This window comes from Streptomyces sp. NPDC092045 (assembly GCF_044756005.1).
Lineage (GTDB): Bacteria > Actinomycetota > Actinomycetes > Streptomycetales > Streptomycetaceae > Streptomyces.
Map to the genome: position 1 here is coordinate 14807 of NZ_JBIVSC010000015.1, position 20472 is coordinate 35278.

A 20472-nucleotide genomic window follows, 5' to 3' on the forward strand; every position below is an offset into this window, starting at 1 on the left:
ATGACCATCGACACCACCCTTCCCGGTGCGCCCCCGCTCGACCGGGGCACCTTCCGCCGCACCATGGGGCGCTTCCCGAGCTTCGTCACGGTGATCACCACCGGGACGGGCGCGGGCCCCGCCGGGTGCACGGCCACCGCCGTGCTCTCGCTCTCGCTGTCGCCGGCGAGCGTCCTCGTGTCGCTGCGCAGCGAGAGCCGCACCCTCCGGGAGATCCGCGCCTCCGGCGCCTTCGCGGTCAACGCCCTGGCCTGGGAACAGCGGGCGCTCGCGCAGCGGTTCGCCACCGGAGACCCGGAACGCCGGTTCGACGGCGTCCCCCACTCCTGGACGGACGGCGTCCCCGTACTGGACGACTGCTCGGCCACCGTCGTCTGCCGGCTGCACGACGCCGTCGAGGCCCTGGACCACACCCTGCTCATCGGCACCGCCGAACGGGCCGAGCACGCCCCGGACGCCCCCATGGTGCTCCTCGACGGACGGGCGCACCGGCTCGCACCGGCGGACTTCCCCGCCCTCTGACCCCTCCGGCCCCTCGTACCGGCCGCTCGTACCGACGTCTGCCGTCCCCGCCTCCTCCCCTCCGCCTCCTCCCCTCCGACCCCTCCGACCTCTCAGACAGACCCAGGAGACCCCTCCCGTGACACCGTCCATCCAGACCGCCGCAGGTCCCCTCGACACCCGTCACGAACTGTTGCACTCCTTCCTGCTCTCCGCCGCGCCCACCGCCCCGGACAGCCCGGCCGTCGTCGAGTTCGTCGCGAACGGTTCCGTACGGACCACCCGCTACGGCGAACTGGCCGACCTCGTCCGGACGTACGCCGCCGACCTCGACGCCCTCGGCCTCGACATCGGGGACAGGGTGATCCTGGAGTCCGACACCTCGGCCCACGCGATCGCGCTGCTCCTCGCCTGCTCGGCGGCGGGCCTGCCGTTCGTCCCGGTCAGCCCGGAGACCCCCGACCGGCGGCTGCGGACGATCATGGAGACCACCGGTGCCGCCCTGCACCTCCAGACCGAGGAGGGGAAACGGGAGGACGTGCCGGTGACGGCGGGCACGGCCCGCTTCGGCTCCGGCCGGCTGCGCCCGGAGCGGCCCCCGCAGCCGCGGACCCGCCGCAGGTCCGAGCTGTGCCCGACCGACACCGCCTACATGATCTTCACCTCCGGCAGCACCGGACGCCCCAAGGGCGTCGTGATGAGCCACCGGGCGGTCACCTCCTTCTACCGCGGCATGCTGGACCAGGGCATCGTGGGCCCGGGGGACCGGGTCGCGACCACCTCGCCCCTCCAGTTCGACTTCTCGCTCCTCGACATCGGCCTCGCCCTCGGCAGCGGCGCCGCGGTGGTGCCGGTGCCGCGCGGCCTGCTGCGCTGGCCCAGTCGTTTCCTGCGGGTCCTCGCCGACACGGGCGCCACCCAGGTCAACGGCGTGCCGTCGATCTGGCGGCAGAGCCTGCGCCACCTGCCCGACCGGCTGGCCGAGCTCACCGGGGTGCGCGGCGTGCTCTTCTGCGGCGAGGACTTCCCGCTGCCCGAACTCCGTGCGCTCCAGGGGCTGCTGCCGCAGGCCCGGCTGATCAACTGCTACGGCGCGACCGAGTCGATGGCCTGCTCCTTCACCGACGTCCCCCGCCCGATCCCCGCCGACCTGGAGAAGCTGTCCATCGGGTACGCCCACCGGGGCGCCGAGATGCTCCTGGCCGACGAGACCGGCCGGCTGATCGAGGAGTCCGGCGTCCCGGGCGAGATCCACCTGCGCACCCCGGCCCTGTTCACCGGCTACTGGGACGATCCCGTGGCGTCGGCCGCCGCACGGGTGCCCGATCCGGCCGAGCCGCGCTCGGGCCAACTGGTGCTGCGGACGGGCGACCTGGCCTACCGGGGGCCGCACGGCGAGTTCTACTTCTGCGGACGTGCCGACTCCCAGGTGCAGATCCGGGGCAACCGCGTGGAGCTCGGCGAGATCGAGCGCCGGCTGCGCGAACACCCCGAGGTCGCCGAGGCCGTGGTCCTCCTGGTCGAGCGGGAGGGGGACGAGCCCCGGCTCGCGGCCTGCGTGGTGGCGCGGGACGGCGCGGACTCCCTCGACGACGGCCGGCTGACCGACTTCTGCGCCGCATCGCTCCAGCGGTACATGGTCCCCGACACGGTGCACGTCCTCGCCGCGATGCCGGTCTCGACGAACGGCAAGGCGGACCGCAGGGCGCTGGCGACGCTGCTCGCCGGGGCCCGCTGAGCCGGCGGGGGAGGGGGACACGGTGGACCGGACCGAACGGTGGCCGAAAACAGCGCCCGCGGACCACGTATACCTCAGTTACGCGTATCTCAACGCCCGCGACTACGACGCCCTCGCTTCGCTCCTCGACGCGGGTGTCGTCTTCCGGGGACCGGAAGGCGTGGTGGCGTCGGGACGTGAGGAGGTGATAGCGACGGAAAAGCGCAGACGGTTCGTCTATACGCTCGACGAGATCTGGAGCGCGTCGGGAAGAATGGTGGTCACGGGCATTCTTCGTCAACCGGAACCAGGATGTCCGGAAGTGGATTTCGCGGCCATCTTCGTCATGTCGGAATGTGGCCTGATCGTTTCCCGGCGGACGTATGTTTCGGGGATCATCCCTGATGAGGTCGGTACCGGGACGGGAAGTGGCCGAATCGTGCCCATGGAGGCATAGGCCCTCACCGGACTGCCGGAGGCATGTTAGTTTGGCAAGCCCGCGAAAGGGAGCCGCACCGATATGCCGACGACGTCCGACGAACCCATTTACCGCGTCCTCGGGCCGCTACAGGTAACGGGAGCGTCGGGCGAGGCCTGTCGCATTCCCCGGGGGCGCCAGCAAGTCGTGCTCGGCGCGCTTCTTCTGGAAGTTAACCGGGTGGTCAGTACGGAAAGTCTCATCGACGCCATCTGGGGCGAGGCGCCACCGGCCACCGCCCGCACCCAGGTGCAGATGTGCGTGTCCGCGCTGCGCGCCAACCTCTCGGTGATCGGCCAGGGTTCCCGGCTGCTCACCCGGGAGCCGGGATACGTCCTGGAGGCCGCCGGGGACCTGCTGGACGCGGCGCTCTTCTCCCGGTACCGCAGGGAGGCGCACGAAGCGGCGGAGGCCGGCCGGGCGGAGGAGGCCGCCGCGCTCACCCGGCGGGCGGCCGACCTGTGGCGCGGCCCCGCGCTCAGCGGGTGCCGCAGCGAACGGCTCCAGTCCATGGCGGCCCGGCTCGACGAGTACCGGCTCATCAATCTGGAGACCTACGCCGACCTGGAACTGCGGCTCGGCCGGCACGCCCGGCTCATCCCCGAACTCTCCGCCCTGGTGGCCGCGTACCCGCTGCGCGAACCGCTGCGCGGCCGGCTGATGCTGGCCCTGTACCGCTCGGGCCGGCAGGCCGAGGCCCTGGAGGCGTTCCGGGAGGGGCGGGCCATCCTCGTCGAGCAGCTGGGCATCGAACCGGGCGACGAGCTGCGGGAGCTGGAGTCCGCGATCCTGGCCGCCGACCCGGAACTGCGCCCGCCCCACCCCCGGCCGGCCGCCGACCGTCCCGCGCCGGCCTCGCCGCCCCGCGCCGGGACGCCCGCCCGGACCCCGGACCCTCCCGGCAGAATCGTTCCCTTCCAGTTGCCGGCCGACAACGCCGACTTCACCGGCCGCACCCAGATCGTGCAGGCCGCCGAGGAACTGCTCCTCGCGGGCGGCGACGGACGGCCGACCCCGATCGCGGTCCTCGCCGGACCGTCCGGCGTCGGCAAGAGCACCATCGCCGTCCACCTCGGACACCGCCTGGCTCGCGCCTTTCCCGACGGACAGCTCTACTGTGACCTCGCCGACGCCGACCCCTCGTCGGCCACCGCCCTCGACGCCCTGGGCCGGTTCCTGCGCGCGCTCGGCATACCCGGCGCGCAGATCCCCGGCCCGATCGAGGAACGCGCCGAGATGTACCGCGGCCTGCTGGCCGACAAGCGGATGCTGATCGTGCTCGACAACGCCTCCGGCCCCCAGCAGGTCCGGCCCCTGCTGCCCGGCAACGGCACCTCCTCCGTCATCGTCACCGGACAGGCCGGCATCACCGGACTGCCCGGCGCCCGGTTCCTGCACGTGGACGTGTGCAGCCCCGAGGAGTCGATCGACATGCTGGCCGCGGTCATCGGCGCGGAACGCGTCGCGGCGGAGCCCGAGGTGGCCGCGGACCTGGTACGGCTGGTGGGACGGCTGCCGCTGGCCCTGCGGATCATCGCCGCCCGCCTGGCCGCCCGCCCCAACTGGTCCCTCGCGTGGATGCGCGACCGGCTCTCCGACGAGAGGCACCGGCTGGACGAACTGTCCCACGGCGAACTGGCCATCCGCTCCAGCCTCGCCCTCACCTACGACGGGCTGACCGAGGAGGGCCGCCGGCTGCTGCGGCTGCTCGGCCTCCAGGACGGCGGCTCCGTACCCACCTGGGTCGCGGCCGCCCTCCTGGACGCCGACCCGTTCCGCGCCGGGGACCTGCTGGAATCGCTGGTGGACGCCCAGATGCTGGAGGTCGACGGCACCGCGTCCCCCACCGAGCCGCACTACCGGCTGCACGCCCTGGTCCGCCTGTTCGCCCGCGAGGAGCTGGAACGGCACGCCGACCGCGACCGGGCCGACCTCGCCCTCACCCGGCTCGTCGGCGGCTGGCTCGCCCTGGCCGACGAGGCCCACCGGCGCCTGTACGGAGGGGACTTCACCATCCTGCACGGGGACGCGCCGCGCTGGCACCTGCCCGGGGCGCGGACGGACCGGCTCCTGCGGGAGCCGCTGTCCTGGCTGGAGACCGAACGCGCCAACCTCTGCCACGTCGTGGACCTGGCCGCGGCGACCGGACAGGCGGAGGCGTGCTGGGACCTGGCCGTCACCCTGGTCACGATGTTCGAGTCCCGCTGCTACTTCGACGACTGGCAGCGCACGCACGAGAAGGCCCTCGAAGCGACCACGAGGGCGGGACTGACCCGGGGCCGGGCGGCCGTCATGTGCTCGCTGGGCTCGCTCCACCTCACCCGCTCCCGGCCGACCAAGGCGCGCGCGGCCCTCGAACCGGCCCGGGAGGCGTTCTCGGAGCTGGGCGACGTCCGGGGCCTCGCGCTGGTCCGGCGCAACCTGGCCATGCTGGCGCAGCGCCAGGGCGACCAGCGGGCGGCCCTGGCGCTGCACCGGCAGGCGGTGGCCGACTTCCAGGCGGTCGACGACCACGTCGGCCAGACCAACACCCTCGCCCACCTCGCCCGCCTCGCCCTCGACCAGGACCGCCTGGACGACGCCGAGCAACTGCTCGACGGGGCGCTGGACATCTGCCGGCGGGCCGGCAACGAGCGGATGGAGGCGCAGGTGCGGTTCGTGATGAGCGACCTCATGCAGCGCCGCGCGTGCTACCCGGAGGCCGAGCGGCTGCTGCGCAACGTCCTGGACCTGGTGCGTTCACGCGGGGACATCGCGGGCGAGTCCCGCATCCTGCACCGGCTGGGATCGGTCAACGCCCGGCTGGGACGGTTCACCACGGCGCAACGCCTGCTGCGCGAGGTGGCGTCCATCCGCGAGCGGACGATGGACCTGGTCGGCGCGGCCGAGGTCCGCCTCGAACTGGCCCAGCTGGAAGCCGACCAGAGCGGACCGCCGGCCCACGCCGGGCCCGGACGCGAGGACTCGGACGCCGTGCGTCACTGACCCCCGCCGCCGGGCCACGGGGTGTCGCCGGCCGGGGCGGGCGAGGGGGTCGGCTGGGGCCACGGGGTGTCACCGGCGACGGTCCGCACCTGCTCGGCCGTGGCGCTCCCGCCGGTGGACGGCGCGCCGAGGGCCGTGACCGCGGCGGTGACCGCGGCGGTGATCAGGAGGGCGGCGTTGAGGACCGCGAGGCGGATGCGCACTGGAATCTCCCCGTGTGTGGTGGTGGTCGGGCCGGGGTGCCGGCTGTTCAGAAAGGTACGGACCGCCGCCACTCATCGGCTATCGATCCGGCCCCGCGCCGCTCCTCGTCGCGACGGAACGACCAGTACCGGATCAGTAGGGCACCGATAGGGCGCCTGCGAAGCATGGGGATCCGCACAGCAGTCCTGTTCTGTACAGAGAGGATTCGGACTGTGGACACTCCTCAACTCCACGCCTTCGTGGCCGTGGTGGACATCGGAAGCTTCACCAGGGCGGCCGCCCGGCTGAACCTGTCGCAGCCGACGGTCACCACGCGTGTGAAGTCCCTGGAGCAGGGACTCGGGGTCACCCTCCTCGAGCGCCTGCCGAGCGGGGTGAGACCCACCGCCGCCGGCCGTCAGCTCCTGCCCTACGCACGGGAGATCATCTCGCTCACCGGCCGCGCCCGGCAGGCCATCGTCGCCGGGGGCCAGCCGCACGGACGGGTCGACGTCGGAACGGTGGAGAGCCTGACCAGCTACCGCCTGCTGCCGATGGTCGAGTACCTCTACCGCCGCTATCCCAACGTACAGGTCGCCCTGCACGCCGGCGCCGGCCCGGACGCCGTCGCGGCCGTCCGGGAGGGGCGCCTGGACTGCGCCTTCGTCGTCGGCTCCCCGGAGGAGCACGAGGGCCTGGAGACCCAGGTCCTGTGCCCCGAGCCCATGGTCCTCGTGAGCAGTCCCGGCCACCCGGTGACCGGCCGCGGCCCGGTCGGCGGGGACGTGCTGCGGACCACGCCGATCATCCGGGCCGACACCCGGGCCGGCTACCAGCTCCAGTTCGAGCAGGCGCTCGGGCTGCTCGACGGACCGGACCGCCCCCGCGTCTTCGACCTGGACTCGATCGACGCGGCCAAGCGCAGCGTCGCCCTGGGTATCGGCCTGGCGTTCATCCCCCTGGTCTCGGTCGAACGGGAGCTCGCCGACGGCACCCTGGCCGTCGTCGACTGGGTGCCGCCGTTCGACACGTGCACCCAGGTCGTACGGCGCCGGACCCGGACCCCCAACAGCGCGCTCGACGCCCTGGTGGCCACCGCCCTGGACGTCGCCGCGGAACACCTCGACGACGACCGCGTCCTCGCCGCGGGCTGACCGACCGGCCCCGCACCACGCCCCGGAAGAGGCACCCGGACCCAGGAAACAGCAGCAACCGGACCCCGCACCCCGGACTCCGGACCCAGGAACCGGAAGCGGAACCACCGCTCCCTCCTCCTCTCGTACCGAGAAAGGCCCGCCCCATGACCGTCTCCGCCACGGAGCAGTCCCTCCCCGACCCCGCCGGCCCCGCCTCCACCGCCGACCGGGTCCACGCCGCCGTCACCCGGCGCCTCGGCGAGCAGCCGCTGACCCCCGACACCGAACTCACCGCGCTCGGCGTCGACTCCCTCATGCTGCTGCGCGTCCTCGGCGACCTCGCCGCCGACCCCACGCAGGAGATCGACCCCTATCTGCTCGCCGACGTCGTCACGGTCGCGGACCTCGTGGCCTTCGTCGACTCCTGGAACTGAGGGGAGCGGGACATGAGCGGCATCCCCGTCACGGCCTCCCAGCGCAGCCTGCTGTTCATCCAGGAGGCCATGGAGCGCAAGGACCTCTACAACATCAGCTTCCGCATCGCCTTCGACGGCGAGGCGGACCCCGACGCCCTGCGCTCCGCCCTGCGCCGGCTCCTCGACCTCCAGCCGACCCTGCGCACCGAGTTCACCCTCGACGGCGGCGAGGCCGGGGCCCGCATCACCCCGACCGGCGCCGTCCCCCTCGACGTGGCCGGCAGCACGGCCGAGGGCGACGACTGGCAGCGGCACCTGGACGAGGAGAGCGCCGCCTTCGCCCGCCTCGCCGTGGACCTGCGGACGGCACCGCTGTGCCGCTTCAAGCTGCTCACCGCACCGGGCCGCAGCGCCCTGCTGTGCAACGTCCACCACTCCGTCAGCGACGGCGTCTCCATGACCGCCCTGCTCGACGAACTGACCGAGGGCTACCGGCTCGCCGTCGAGGCGCCCGGCCCGGCCGCCCCCGCCGCCCCGACCGCCGCGGAGCGCGAACGGCACCTCGCCGCCGAACTCGCCGCGCAGGTACGGGCGACCGAGGCCGCCGTCGAGGCAGGCGAGGTCAAGCGGCTCGCCGCCGAACTGGAGGGCGTCCCGCCGACCACCCTCTACGCGACGCCCACCCGCCCCGCGAACACCTCCTTCGCCGGAGCGGACCTGAACCTGCTGCTCGGCACCGACGAGCGCGAGCGCGTCGAGCGCACCGCCCGCGAGCTGTCCACCACCCCCTTCGCCGTGCTGCTCGCCTGCTACGCGGCCCTGCTCGGCGAGTACTCCGGCCAGGACCGGGTGGTCGTGGGCAGCCCGTTCTCCACCCGCCGCACCATCGCCTCGCACGACCTCGCCGGGTTCTTCGTCAACACCCTGCCGCTGGTCCTGCCGGCCGGCGACCTGCCGTTCGCCGCGCACGTCGCGGCCGTGACCGAGGTGGTGCGCGAGGCGAAGCGCTACCAGGCGGTGCCCTTCGACGCGCTGGTGGCCGAGGTCGCGCCCGAACGCACCACCAACCGCAACCCGCTGTTCCAGTCGATGTTCGCGATGCAGGACGAGCTGCGCACCCGGCTGGAGTTCGCCGGCGGACTGCGCGGCACGCTCCGCTTCGTCTCGCAGGAGGCGGCCCGCTTCGACCTCTGGCTGGGCGCCACCCCGGTCGAGGACGGGCTCCTGATCGAGGTCGAGTACGACAAGGACCTCTTCCCCGCCTCCTACGCCGAGCGGTTCCTCGACGAGTACCGGCAGGTGCTGCTCGGGGCCGCCGCGGACCCGAGCACCCCGCTGCACCGCCTGACGGCCGGCCTGGGGACCCGTGCCGTCCCCGGCTTCAGGCGCGCCGCCGAGGCCGTCACCGACAGCCCGGGCGGACTGGTCGGCCTGGTCCGGGAGGCCGCGCGCCGGCACCCCGAACGGCTCGCCGTCACCGACCCGCGCGGCCCCGGCCTCACCTACGCGGAGCTGCTGCGGCGCACGGCCCGCGCCGCCGCCGCCCTGCACGCCCGCGGGGTGCGGCGCGGGGACGTCGTCGCCGTCGTCCCGGAGAGCCTCGCGGACACCGTCGTGGCCATGCTGGCGGTCCTCTGGTGCGGCGCCGCCTACCTGCCCGTCGACACCACCCTGCCCGAGGACCGGCTGAGCTACATGATCGGCCACTCCGGCTGCTCCCTGGTCATCGGCTCCCGCCGCGTGACGCCCGACGAGCCGGAGCGCACCACCGTCGCCGCCCTCCAGGAGGCGGGCTCCGCCGACGCCGCGCCGGAGCCCCCGGACGGCACCGCCCCCGTCTACGTCATGTTCACCTCCGGCTCCACGGGCCGTCCCAAGGGCGTCCTCATGGGCCAGCCCGCCCTGGTCAACCTGCTGCACTGGCAGATCGACACCCTCCAGATGGGCCCCCTCACCCGCTTCCTGCAGTTCGCGCCGCTCGGGTTCGACGTCTCCTACCAGGAGATCTTCCCGACCCTCGCGGCCGGCGGCACGGTCCAGGGCCTCGGCGACACCGACCGGCGCGACCTCGCGCGGGTCGCCGCCCTGGTCGAGGAGGAGCGCCTCACCCACGTCTACCTGCCGGTCGCCGTCCTCGGCGCGTTCGCCGACGCCGTCCACGACGGCGGCCACCCGCTCGCGGACGTGCGGCACCTCTGCGTCTCCGGCGAGCAGCTCCACCTGGACAGCCGTTCCCGGCGGCTCCTGGACCGCCACGAGGACCTCACCCTGGTCAACCTCTACGGGCCCACCGAGACCCACGCCGTCACCGGCCACGTCCTGACCGGCGGCCCCGGCCGCGACCGGCCCTCCCACGTGCCGATCGGACACACCCTGCCCGGCGTCGACACCCACCTCCTCGACCCGCACGGCAGGCCCGTGCCGCCCGGCGCGGTCGGCGAGCTGTACTTCGGCGGCGTCTGCCCGGCCGAGGGCTACCTCAACGACCCCGAACGGACCGGGGCGGCGTTCCTGCCCGCCCCGGACGGCACGGGCCGCGTCTACCGCACCGGCGACCTGGCGATCCTCTCCGAGGACGGCACCCTGGCCTTCCTCGGCCGCCGGGACTCCCAGGTCAAACTCCGCGGCCACCGCGTCGAACTGGGCGAACTGGAGCTCGCCGCCGAGAAGCTGCCGGCCCTCCGCGCCGCCGCGGCCGCGGTGCACGGCACCGGCGAACGGGCCGCCCTCTGCCTGTTCGCCCTCCCGGCGCCCGGCGAGGCCGTGGACGCGCGGGAGCTGCGCGACGCCCTCCGGGCCGAACTGCCGCCGTACATGATCCCGCGTCACGTCCTGACCATCGACGCCATGCCGCTCACCGACAACGGCAAGATCGACCGCAAGACGCTGCTGCGCCGCTTCGAGCGCGGCGAGTTCACCGAGGCCACCGCCGCGAAGCCGGCCGGGACCTGGACGCCGGGCCCGGCCGAGGCCCTGGTCCGGGACGTCTGGACCCAGCTGCTCGGCAGCGAACCGACCGGCGCCGACGAGTCGTTCTTCCTGCTCGGCGGCAACTCCTTCGACGTCCTGCGGCTGCTGAACACCGTCGCGGAACGCACCGGAGTGCGCGTCCCGGTGGTCGAGTTCTTCCGGACCCCCACCATCCGGGCCCTTGCCGACCACCTCACCACCGACCGCGGAGCGACCACATGACCACCACCCTGCCGTCCACGGCCTCCCCGGCCACCTCCTCCCCGCTCCCCGCCGGCCACACCGTCCTCGACCTGATCGAGGGCCACGTCCGCCGCGCACCGGACCGCACGGCCGTGCTGTGCGGCCCGGACCGGATCTCGTACCGCCGGCTGTGGGACGCGGCGCACGGGGTCGCCGAACGCCTCCTCGCGCACGGCTGCTCCCGGGGGGAGACGGTCGCCCTCGTGGGCCCCGGGAACACCGCGTTCATGACGGCCGCCCTGGGCGCCTGGCTGGCCGGCGCCGCCTGGGTGCCGATCGACCCGCGCCTGCCCGAGGAGCGCGTGCGGTACGTCCTCGACGACACCGGCGCCCGGATCGTCCTCACCACCGCCGAGAGCGGCACCGGACCCGGCACCGGTCTGCGCACCGAACGGGTCGTCCTCGACGGGACGGACACCGCCGAGGACGCGGATCCGGACGCGCTCGCCGCCAGGGAGGAGCGGATCCGCCCGCACCGGGCGACCGCCGGCGACCGCGCCTACCTCATCTACACCTCCGGCTCCACCGGGCGCCCCAAGGGCGTCGCGGTCGGCCACCACGCGCTCGCCGTGCACCTCCTCGGAGCCCTGGAGGCCTACGGCCTCACCCCCGAGGACGTCCTGCTGTCCTTCGCGTCGCCCAGCTTCGACGCGGCGGTCGAGGAGATGTGGGCCCCGATGGCCGGCGGCGGGACGGTCCTGCTGCGCGGCGCCGCCCTGTGGACCGGACGCCAGCTCTTCGAGCGGGTCCGCGCCCACCGCGTCACGTACGTCTCCTGCACCACCGCCTACTTCGAGGCCTTCTTCGGCGAGGAGCTGTCCGAGGACGACATCGCCTGCCTCGCCACCCTGCGCGGCGTCGTCTTCGGCGGCGAGGCGGTCAACCCGGCGGTGGTCCGCCGCTGGTCCAACGGACCGCTCGGATCGATCCCCGTCTGCAACACCTACGGCCCGACCGAGACCGTCGTCACCGCCACCCTGTACTGGATCGGCGAGGGCTGGCAGGGCGACCGGGTCCCGATCGGACACTGCCTGCCCGGCCACCTCTCCGTCGTCCTGGACGCGGCGGGCGAGGAGGTCGGCGACGGCGGCACGGGCGAACTCCACCTGGGCGGCCCGTGCGTGGCCGAGGGCTACCTCGGCCGGCCCGACCTGACCGACCAGCGGTTCGTCACCCTGCCCGGACGCGACGGCACGTACTACCGGACCGGCGACCTGGTCGCCGTCCGCGGACAGGAACTCCTCTTCCTCGGCCGCGCCGACCGGCAGGTCAAGATCCGCGGCTTCCGCATCGAACTGGAGGAGATCGAGGCCGCGCTCCGGGCCGCCGACGGCGTCCGCACCGCCGTCGTCGTCGTCGAGCAGCGGGCCGACGGAGGCGACCGGCTCGTCGCGGACGTGGTGCCGGCCGACCCGGCCGACCGCGAGGACCCCGTCGTCTTCCGCTCCGCGCTGCGCGGCACCCTGATGCGGACCCTGCCGGACTACATGGTGCCCTCCGAGTTCAGGCTCCACGCCGACCTCCCGCTGGGCGTCACCGGCAAGGTCGACCGCGCCGGGGTGCGCGCCGGGGCGGGCGACACCCCGTGACACCGGCCCCCGCCGGGCCCCCGCCCTCCGTCGAGGTGGGGCCCGGCGTGTGGGTCGCCCTGGCCCGCGCCCACCGGGACGCCCCACCGGCCCGGTGGGCGACCGCCGCCGACCACGACGACGCCCGGCGGCTGCCGCCCCGGCGGCGGACGGACCGGCTGCGGGCGCGCGGTCTGCTGCGCGCCCTGCTCCAGGACCGCTTCCCCGCCGCGGCCGGCGCCGGCATCGCCTACACGCCGGCCGGCCGCCCGACCCTCCTCGGCCACCCCGGCCTGGGCATCAGCGTCAGCCACGTGGCCGAGGCCTGCGCCGTCGGCGTCGCCCGGGGCCGCGCCGTCGGCGTCGACGTCCAGGACCCGCCCCCGGACGTGACCGACCCGATGGTCCACTGGTGCGCCCCCGCCCACCACGAGGCGCTCGCCGCGCTGCCCCCGGCCGACCGGGCCCGCGAGTTCACCTGGATGTGGACCGTGAAGGAGGCCTGCGGAAAAGCCCTCGGAACCGGCCTCGCGGGCCCCGCCCTCACCCTCGACGTCCCCCCCGGCGCCTGCGCCGGAACCTGGGGCGCGTACCGCTGGATCAGCCTGCGACAGCACTCACCGATACCCCTGAGCTGCGCCTTCAGCAGCACGGAGAGAGGAACACCCCCGTGACCGAGCAGCACTGGCTGCACCCGCTCCGGCCCGCCGACCGGGACGGGCGGACACCGCTCGCCCGGCTCGTGTGCCTGCCGCACGCCGGCGGCTCGCCGTCCTTCTTCCGCGACTGGCCCCGCCACCTGGACCCCGCCGTCGAGGCCCACGCGATCTGCTACCCCGCCCGCCACCACCGCTTCACGGACCCCGCCGTCACCGCCATGCCGGACATGGCCCGGCAGGTCGCCGGGGCCCTCGCCCCCCTCGCGGACCGGCCCCTGTGGCTCTTCGGGCACAGCATGGGCGCCGCCGTCGCCTACGAGACGGCCCGCGTCCTGACCGACGCGCACGGGGTGCGGCCGGCCGGCCTCGTCGTCAGCGGCTTCCCGCCGCCGCACCGCCTCCCGCCCGCCGGCACGATCCACCTCCGGGGCGACGACGCGATCGTCGCCGACGTCCTGGACATGGGCGCGGCCGACAGCGCGCTCCTCGCCGAACCGGAACTGAGGGAACTCCTCCTGCCGGCCCTCCGCGCCGACTACACCCTCATCGAGACCTACCGGCCGGCCCCGGCCGAACCCCTCGACGTGCCGCTCGTCGTGGCCTACGGCACCGACGACGAGGACGCGGCGGTCCCGGCCGCCGAATGGGCCCGCCACTCGTCGCGGAGCACCGAGGAACTGCCCCTGCCCGGCGGGCACTTCTACCTCCAGGACCGGGCCCCGGAACTCCTCGCCCGCCTCTCGGAGCGCATCCTGACCGCGTCCGCCGCCCGGGACGGGGGCTGAGGGTGAGCGGCGCGACGGGAACGGCGGGGGGCACGGGAACGGCGGGGGCCACGGGGACGGCGGAGGACCGGGCCCGCGACAGGCCGTGGCTGCTGTCCGGCCCGCACCGGCCCGGCGCGCCACGCCTGTACTGCTTCCCGCACGCCGGCGGGAACCCGGTCGAGTACCTCCGCTGGGCCGAACTGCTGCCGGCCGTCGAGATCCACGTGCTCCAGCTGCCCGGACGCGGCGCCCGCCACGACGAGCCGGACCCCGGCTCCGTGGAGGACCTGGTCGCCGCCCTGACCGACGGACTGCTCGCCGACCCCGGATTCGCCGACCCGCGACCGTACGCCTTCCTCGGCCACAGCTTCGGGGCCCTCATCGCGTACGAGACGACCAGGGCGCTCCGGGACGGGGGCCGGAGGCTCCCGGCGGAGCTCGTCGTGTCCGCCTTCCCGGCACCCCACACGCCGGTCTCCGCCCCCGACCCGGACGGGCTCTCCGACGCCGCACTGCTGCGCGCGGTGGCGGACCGGCACGGCGGCATCCCGCCGGAGGTCCTCGACTCCCGGCTGCTGCGCGTGCTGGTCGCCCGACCGCTCCGCGCCGACCTGCGCCTGGTCGCCGCGTACCGGCACCGCCCGGCCGTCCCCCTGCCGGTCCCGCTGACCGTCCTCGGCGGCACCGACGACCGGGTGACGGAAGAGGCCCTGAACGCCTGGCGGGAACACACCGCGGAACCCGTCACCGTCCACATGTCACCGGGCGGCCACTTCTACCTGCGGGACCACGAGGAGCCCTTCCTGGACCGCCTCCTCGACCTCCTGACCCCGCTCGCCCGGTGAACCCGCGCCCGCCCCGTCCCGTCCCGCCCCGTCCCGGAGGACGCCGCCGACCGGGGTCAGAGCGCGTAGACGCGCCCCGTCTGCGCGCCCTCGACCGAGCGGACGTACGCCTCGGTGACGTCCTCGAGGTCCACCGAGCCCAGGCCCGGGAAGAAGGAACCGAAGTCGGGCAGGGACTCGGTGAAGACGTTGGGGCTGACGGCGTTGATCCGCCGGGGCGCGATCTCGACGGCGGCGGTGCGGACGAACGCCTCCACCGCGCCGTTGGCCAGCGCGGCGGCGGACCCGGTACGGACGGGTTCGCGGACCGGGATGCCGCTGATCAGGGTGAAGGAGCCGCGCTCGGCGACGTGGTCGAGGCCCTGGCGGACCAGCTCGATCTGCGGGAGGACCTTGCCGGTGAAGGCGGAGTGCCAGTCGTCCGGGGTCATCTCCGGCAGCGGCTTGTAGGGGACGTGGCCCGCGGCGCCGACCACGGCGTCCACCGGGCCCGCCGCCCGGTACAGGGCCGCGATCCGTTCGGGGTCGCTCACGTCGTACCGCAGTTCGCCGGAGGTGCGGCCGACGGTCACGACGTGGTGCCCGCGCTCGCGCAGGACGCCGTCCAGGGCCCGGCCCAGCGTGCCGGAGGCGCCGATCAGGAGAATGTTCATGCCCTCGACGGTGGCACGCGCGCCGCCGTGAGGGAAATGCCCACTCTTCAGGACTTATGCTCGGTGGTCATGAATGTGGACGTGCGGCACCTGCGGGCTCTCGCGGCGATCGGGGACGAGGGATCGGTGACCGGGGCGGCCCGCGTCCTGCACATCACCCAGCCGGCCCTGTCGCGCACCCTGGAACAACTGGAGAGCCGGCTCGGGGTCCGGCTGGTCGAGCGCACCACCCGCCGCCTGGAGCTGACGGAGGCGGGCACGCGCCTGTGGGAGCACGCCCACCGCATCCTGCGCCAGCTCGACGACGCCCTCGCCGAAGCGGCGGCGCCCGCCCCGGAACCCCGGCCCCTCAGGCTGGCGTTCGCCTGGGCCGCCCTCGGCCGCCACACCGTCCCGCTGCTGCGCGCCTGGCGGGAGGAGCACCCGGGCGTACGGGTGGAGATCCACCGCCTGGACGACCCCGAGGCCGCCGTACGGCGCGGCCGGGCCGACCTCGCCCTCCTGCGCGTCCGCCCCCGCCGCGGCGCCCCGCTCGCGCTGGCCGAACTCGCCAGCGAACGGCGCCTGGCCGTCCTGCCCGACCACCACCCCCTGGCCGACCGCCCCGAACTGCTCCTGGAGGACCTGGCCGATCAGACGGTGGCCCTGTGCTCCACGGCGGCCACCACCGGACCGGAACTGTGGCCGCGGGGACGGCGCCCGGCCACGATCGACGTGCCGGGGGTGGACGAGTGGCTGACGACCATCGCCACGGGAGAGGCGGTCGGGGTCACCGCCGAGGGCACCAGCCACCACCACTCCCACCCCGGCGTGCGCTACGTCCCCCTGGCCGACGCCGCGCCGGTCCCGGTCTACCTCGCCTGGCCGACCGACCCGGCGCATCCCGCCACCGCGGACTTCGTCCGCCTGACGCGCCACCACCTCGCCCACGCGTGACCCGTCCCTCCCCGCCCTCCGACCGCGAAACGGACCCGCCGTGCCCCACACCACCCCGCCTCCGCTCCCGGAGCTCCCGGACCTCGGCGCCCAGGCCGACCGGCTGATCGGCCTGGGCGTGCCCGAACTCGCCGGACTGACCGCCGAAGAGGTGCGGTCCTTCGCCGCGGAGGCCGGCGGCGGGAACGAGGGCTCCCTGCTCGCCGTCCACCCCCGAGCCCTTCCCGCCTCGGCGCTCGCCCCGCTGCTGCGCCACGCCGGACGGCCCGGCTTCGTCGTCACCGACATGTCCGACGTCGACCTCTTCGCCCCGACGGCCGTCGAACTGCCCGACGGCCCCCTCTACCTCGTCGACGGCGTCGACCGGGGCGACCACCTGTCCAACCGGAGCCCCGACGAGGCCCTGCCCGCCCTCACCGCCGAGGGCCGCACCCCCCTGCTGCTCACCGAGGGCATGCACTGGGTGCTCCAGACGCCGGACGTCCTCGTCCGCAACCACTGCTTCATGACGATCGGCTCGCGCCTGCACAAGGCCAACGGCTCCTGGGACGCCCGCACCCCGGCGATCTGGATCAGCAACGGCACCGGACGGGACGGCCGGGAACGGCGCGACGCCCCCAAGGTCGGCTGGTGCTGGTGGAACAACCGCCACACCTGGCTGGGCTTCGCCTCCACCACCGGCCGCCGCCGTCCCGCCGGGTGACCGCCGCGACGGCGCGGGGGCCCGCGACGGCGCCGGACTACCCCTCCGCGCCCTCGGAACCCGCGCCCCCGGAGCGCGCACCCCCGAAGCCCTCGTCCTCGGGGCCCTCGCCCTTGGAACTCCCGTCCTCGAAGTCCTCCACGAAGTAGCTGTCGTGCCGGACGCGGAACCTCCTCAGCTCCTCGCCACCCCGCCGCGACATCTCCGAGAGCCGCTCGAAGTACTCCTCGCGCGGGGCGCCCGGAGAGAAGAGCGCCAGCATGGACACGGGCTCGTCGGTCACGTTCTTGAAGGCGTGCAGGCCGCCGACCGGCACGTACAGGAAGTCGCCCGTGCGGCCCGTGACCCACTTGTCGCCGTTGTACAGCTCCAGCTCGCCGGAGAGGATGTAGAAGGACTCCGACACCGTCCTGTGGAAGTGGGCCCTGGCCCCGGCGGACCGCGGTCCCAGTTCCATTCTGTACAGGCCGAACTCGCCACCGGTGGACTCGTGGGTGGCGAGGTAGTGGGTGGAGGCACCGGGCGAGGAGATGTCCGGCGGGCCGCCGGCCGGACGGAAGACGGCGTTCACCTCGCCCTCGTCACCGTGGTAGCGGGCTTCCGGGTACGACATGGCGCGTTCCTCTCTTCGGGAGACCACCCGCATGGTGACTCCCGCGCCCGGAGGGGCGCATCGGACCTGCGGATGATCGTGGGCCGCCCGCACCGCGCCGATGCCGGCCCGCTCACTTCCCGGACCGCGCGAGCACCGCGTTGAACTGCGCGCCGGCCAGCAGGGCCAGGTTGGTGAACCACAGCCACACCAGGAAGACGACGATCCCCGCCAGCGACCCGTAGAGGCGGCTGTAGGTCCCGAACTGCGTGTAGAGGGTGAAGGCGGCCGAAGCGCCGAGCCAGAGCAGCGCGGCCAGGACGCCGCCCGAGAAACCCCGGCGCTTCTCACGGGCCTGGGCGGGTCCGGACCGGTAGAGGATGAGGACGAGGCCCGTGACGATCGTCAGGAGCACCGGCCACCGCAGGACGGCCACGACGTCCGTGCCCGGGTGGCCGGCGGCCGCCGCGAGCCGGCGGGCCAGGGGGCCGGTCGCGACGAGGCTCGCGGCGCCCGTGACGAGCAGGGCCAGCAGCGCGCCGGCGGTGAGGACGAGGACGTGCGCCGCGCGCAGCGGCGGCCGGGTGTCGGGCAGCCGGTACATGGTGTGCAGGGCGCGCCGGAAGACCGCCAGATAGCTGGAGGCGGACCACAGCGCGCTCAGGACGCCGCTGATGAGCAGGGCCCACAGGGAGGACGGCGTCGAGGTGAGGCCCTCCAGCGCCTCGCGGAGGACCTGGGCCGACTGGGGAGGGGCGTAGGAGGTGAGGTCGAGGATCAGCCGCTCGCGGGTGCCGGCCCCGGCCAGCCCCACCAGGGAGACCGAGACGAGCAGGGCGGGCACCAGCGCCAGCACCGCGTAGTACGTGAGGGCCGCCGCGTAGTCGGCGATGTTGTCGTTCCAGAGGCGCACGGCGGTGCCGCGCAGGGCCGAGGGCACCAGCCGCAGTGACTCGGCGGTGCGGTTGCCCGGAGTGCTCCGGCGCGTCCGGAGGATGTTCGCTGCCACGACGTCCTCCTGCCCCGCGTCGCCGCTCTCACCCCGGGGCCCGGAAGCCGGACCGCGACGGGCGGGTTCCGCCGCGACCGCGCGGGTGCGCGGCGGCCCGGGGGAGAGGACGCCGTACGCCCCGTATGCTCCGCACACCCCGCACACCCCGTACGCCCCGAGCGCCCCGACGGCCGTCCCGTGCGGCCGGGGGGCGCCGGGCCCGCCCGGAGGTCAGCCGCTCGCCACCTCCGTGAGGAGCGAGCCGATGATCCGGGGCCCGTCGACGGTCAGCACGGACTCGGCGTGGAACTGCATGGACACGAAGCCGGCCGCCCGCAGACCGTGCACCTCGCCCGTCCGCGGGTCGCGGCTGACCTCGACGCGCCCGTGCGACGGGTGCTCGAAGGAGTCGCCCGCGGAGTGCGCGGCGAAGGTGTTGTAGAACCCCACCCGCTCCCGCGCGCCGAAGAGGTCGATCTCGTGCTGGGCGCCCTGGTTGGGCGTCGGCCGGCGGACCAGGTCGAGCCCGATCAGGGTGCTGAGCACCTGGTGGCTCAGGCAGACCGCCATGAACGGCCGGCGCTCCTCCAGGAGCTGGGCCACCGCGGACCGCAGGTGCGCGATCTTCGGGTCGTCCGTCTCGCGCGGGTCGCCGGGCCCCGGCCCCATCACGACCAGGTCGTGCGCGTCGAAGCAGTAGCGCTCGTCGAAGCGCCGCACGCTCACCTCGCCGCCCAGCGACCGGATCTGCTGCGCGATCATCTCCGTGAAGGTGTCCTCGGCGTCGATCACCAGCACCTGCCGGCCGGACAGCGGCCCGTCCGTGTCCTCCCGCGCGTCCCGGTCCTTCAGCCAGAAGTCGGCGATGTGCTCGTTGCGCTCGTCGAGGGCCTCGCGGACCGCGGGGTGCGCACCGAACCGGATGGGCTCGGGGTCGCCGAGCGCGGCGAGCAGCCCGGCCGCCTTGGCCCGGGTCTCGTGCACCTCGGACTCGGGGTCGGAGTGGCGCACCAGGGTCGCGCCGACCCCGATCCGCATGACGCCCCCGTCGTCGATGTCGGCGGTACGGATGAGGATCGACGAGTCCAGGGTGCGGCGGCCCGCTGCGTCGCGGCCGATCAGGGCGGCCACACCGCTGTAGTAGCCCCGGCCCTGCGGCTCGTACCGGCTGATGACGCGCGCGGCGCTCTCCAGCGGGGAGCCGGTCACGGTCGGCGCGAACAGCGTCTCGCGCAGGATGTCCCGCACGTCGCGGTCGGTCCGCCCCTCGATGAAGTACTCGGTGTGCGCCAGCCGCGCCATCTCCTTGAGGTAGGGGCCCGTCACCCGGCCGCCCTGCGGGCAGATCCGGGCCATCATCTTCAGTTCCTCGTCGACGACCATGTACAGCTCGTCGGCCTCCTTGGAGTCGGCGAGGAACCTCATGACGCCGTCGAGCTCCGGGCCGCCCGCCGGATAGCGGTAGGTGCCGCTGATCGGGTTCATCACGGCCGTGCCGTCGTGGACGCTGATGTGCCGCTCGGGCGTGGCGCCGACGAACGTCCGCTCGCCGGTGTGCACCAGGAACGTCCAGTACGCCCCCGCCTCCCGCTGCACCAGGCGGCGGAAGAACGACAGCGCCGCAGACGGGCCGAAGTCGGGCAGCTGCGCCGTGAAGGTGCGCCGCAGGACGAAGTTGGCGCCCGCTCCGGTGCCGATCTCGTCCGTGACGACCCGCCGCACGACCTCCGCGTAGGCCTCGTCGTCCAGGTCGAAGTGGCCGGCGGTCACCTTCACCTGCTCGTCCGGCAGCAGCGGGAGCGTCGCGCGCAGCGGCACCGAGGCCTGCTCGCGCACCGACATCGCCAGCAGCGGCGCCCCGTCGTCGGGAGCGGCGAAGCCCCGCTCGGCGAGCTGGCGGTAGGGGACCAGCGCGAGCAGTTCCGTACGGGCGCCCGCGCCGTCCTCCGGGGGCAGGTCGAGGTCGGCGAGCGACGCGATCTCCGTCACGTCGCCGGCCAGCAGTTCCAGGGTGTCCGGGTTCACCGTCTCGGGCCGGTGGATCAGTGCGAACGCGCCGGCCGTGCCGTCGAGGATGCGCGCCAGGAGGTCGTGCGCGCTGTCCTGCCTTGCCATGGGGATTCCTTTCG

18 protein-coding genes are annotated in these 20472 nt (G+C 74.4%); 13 read left to right on the forward strand and 5 right to left on the reverse strand.

Annotated elements, in window-relative coordinates; all coding sequences use genetic code 11:
• The 4 genes from ACIQKA_RS26145 (at nucleotide 1) to ACIQKA_RS26160 (ending at nucleotide 5681) form a co-directional block, all read left to right on the forward strand.
• Nucleotides 1-522: a flavin reductase family protein gene (locus ACIQKA_RS26145; protein ID WP_390109055.1), complete on the forward strand. Its 522-nt coding sequence runs from the start codon at nucleotides 1-3 to the stop codon at nucleotides 520-522.
• Nucleotides 523-640: 118 nt separating this feature from the next.
• Nucleotides 641-2239 carry an AMP-binding protein gene (locus ACIQKA_RS26150; protein WP_402542540.1) on the forward strand — a complete coding sequence of 533 codons (1599 nt, stop codon included), beginning with the start codon at nucleotides 641-643 and terminating at the stop codon, nucleotides 2237-2239.
• A 22-nt stretch (nucleotides 2240-2261) separates the two neighbouring features.
• On the forward strand, nucleotides 2262-2675 hold the full coding sequence (locus ACIQKA_RS26155) for a nuclear transport factor 2 family protein (RefSeq protein WP_391096377.1): 414 nt from the start codon (nucleotides 2262-2264) through the stop codon (nucleotides 2673-2675).
• Between the two features lie 63 nt (nucleotides 2676-2738).
• Entirely contained in the window at nucleotides 2739-5681 is a 2943-nt protein-coding gene (locus tag ACIQKA_RS26160; RefSeq protein WP_402542542.1) for an AfsR/SARP family transcriptional regulator, read from the forward strand.
• Here the strand turns inward: ACIQKA_RS26160 and ACIQKA_RS26165 are convergent.
• A complete protein-coding gene (locus tag ACIQKA_RS26165; RefSeq protein ID WP_383152888.1) occupies nucleotides 5675-5884 on the reverse strand; it encodes a hypothetical protein in 210 nt (69 codons plus the stop codon). The genes ACIQKA_RS26160 and ACIQKA_RS26165 overlap by 7 nt on opposite strands.
• A gap of 213 nt (nucleotides 5885-6097) precedes the next feature.
• Here ACIQKA_RS26165 and ACIQKA_RS26170 point away from each other — a divergent pair, with 213 nt between their 5' ends.
• The 7 genes from ACIQKA_RS26170 to ACIQKA_RS26200 all read left to right on the forward strand — a co-directional run bounded on the left by ACIQKA_RS26170 (nucleotide 6098) and on the right by ACIQKA_RS26200 (nucleotide 14468).
• Nucleotides 6098-7018: a LysR family transcriptional regulator gene (locus ACIQKA_RS26170; protein WP_383152890.1), complete on the forward strand. Its 921-nt coding sequence runs from the start codon at nucleotides 6098-6100 to the stop codon at nucleotides 7016-7018.
• A 146-nt stretch (nucleotides 7019-7164) separates the two neighbouring features.
• On the forward strand, nucleotides 7165-7434 hold the full coding sequence (locus ACIQKA_RS26175; protein WP_383152892.1) for an acyl carrier protein: 270 nt from the start codon (nucleotides 7165-7167) through the stop codon (nucleotides 7432-7434).
• A 12-nt stretch (nucleotides 7435-7446) separates the two neighbouring features.
• Nucleotides 7447-10608, forward strand: a complete 3162-nt coding sequence (locus ACIQKA_RS26180; protein ID WP_383429651.1) for an amino acid adenylation domain-containing protein — start codon at nucleotides 7447-7449, stop codon at nucleotides 10606-10608.
• The gene (locus ACIQKA_RS26185) at nucleotides 10605-12218 is read left to right on the forward strand and encodes an amino acid adenylation domain-containing protein (protein ID WP_402542546.1); all 1614 of its coding nucleotides are present in this window, start codon (nucleotides 10605-10607) and stop codon (nucleotides 12216-12218) included. The genes ACIQKA_RS26180 and ACIQKA_RS26185 overlap by 4 nt, the downstream gene beginning before the upstream one ends.
• 47 nt (nucleotides 12219-12265) lie before the next feature.
• Nucleotides 12266-12871: a 4'-phosphopantetheinyl transferase family protein gene (locus ACIQKA_RS26190; RefSeq protein ID WP_402542548.1), complete on the forward strand. Its 606-nt coding sequence runs from the start codon at nucleotides 12266-12268 to the stop codon at nucleotides 12869-12871.
• Nucleotides 12868-13641: a thioesterase II family protein gene (locus tag ACIQKA_RS26195; protein ID WP_383152900.1), complete on the forward strand. Its 774-nt coding sequence runs from the start codon at nucleotides 12868-12870 to the stop codon at nucleotides 13639-13641. Before ACIQKA_RS26190 ends, ACIQKA_RS26195 begins: the two co-directional genes overlap by 4 nt.
• A gap of 2 nt (nucleotides 13642-13643) precedes the next feature.
• On the forward strand, nucleotides 13644-14468 hold the full coding sequence (locus tag ACIQKA_RS26200; protein WP_402542550.1) for a thioesterase II family protein: 825 nt from the start codon (nucleotides 13644-13646) through the stop codon (nucleotides 14466-14468).
• Between the two features lie 56 nt (nucleotides 14469-14524).
• On the opposite strand, the gene ACIQKA_RS26205 is transcribed toward ACIQKA_RS26200, so the two are convergent.
• On the reverse strand, nucleotides 14525-15121 hold the full coding sequence (locus ACIQKA_RS26205; RefSeq protein ID WP_383152904.1) for a short chain dehydrogenase: 597 nt from the start codon (nucleotides 15119-15121) through the stop codon (nucleotides 14525-14527).
• A 69-nt stretch (nucleotides 15122-15190) separates the two neighbouring features.
• Here ACIQKA_RS26205 and ACIQKA_RS26210 point away from each other — a divergent pair, with 69 nt between their 5' ends.
• Together ACIQKA_RS26210 and ACIQKA_RS26215 are read left to right on the forward strand one after the other, a co-directional pair.
• Nucleotides 15191-16057 (forward strand): LysR family transcriptional regulator, encoded by an 867-nt coding sequence (locus tag ACIQKA_RS26210; protein ID WP_383152906.1) that lies wholly within the window; start codon nucleotides 15191-15193, stop codon nucleotides 16055-16057.
• Between the two features lie 40 nt (nucleotides 16058-16097).
• Nucleotides 16098-16760, forward strand: coding sequence for a DUF5701 family protein (locus tag ACIQKA_RS26215; protein ID WP_383152908.1), 663 nt, complete (start codon nucleotides 16098-16100; stop codon nucleotides 16758-16760).
• A gap of 37 nt (nucleotides 16761-16797) precedes the next feature.
• On the opposite strand, the gene ACIQKA_RS26220 is transcribed toward ACIQKA_RS26215, so the two are convergent.
• The 3 genes from ACIQKA_RS26220 to ACIQKA_RS26230 all read right to left on the reverse strand — a co-directional run bounded on the left by ACIQKA_RS26220 (nucleotide 16798) and on the right by ACIQKA_RS26230 (nucleotide 20458).
• Nucleotides 16798-17373, reverse strand: coding sequence for a cupin domain-containing protein (locus ACIQKA_RS26220; protein ID WP_391096384.1), 576 nt, complete (start codon nucleotides 17371-17373; stop codon nucleotides 16798-16800).
• Nucleotides 17374-17485: 112 nt separating this feature from the next.
• Nucleotides 17486-18361 (reverse strand): YihY/virulence factor BrkB family protein, encoded by an 876-nt coding sequence (locus ACIQKA_RS26225; protein ID WP_383152912.1) that lies wholly within the window; start codon nucleotides 18359-18361, stop codon nucleotides 17486-17488.
• A 213-nt stretch (nucleotides 18362-18574) separates the two neighbouring features.
• Nucleotides 18575-20458, reverse strand: a complete 1884-nt coding sequence (locus ACIQKA_RS26230) for an anthranilate synthase family protein (RefSeq protein ID WP_383152914.1) — start codon at nucleotides 20456-20458, stop codon at nucleotides 18575-18577.
• Between the last annotated feature and the right edge of the window lie 14 nt (nucleotides 20459-20472).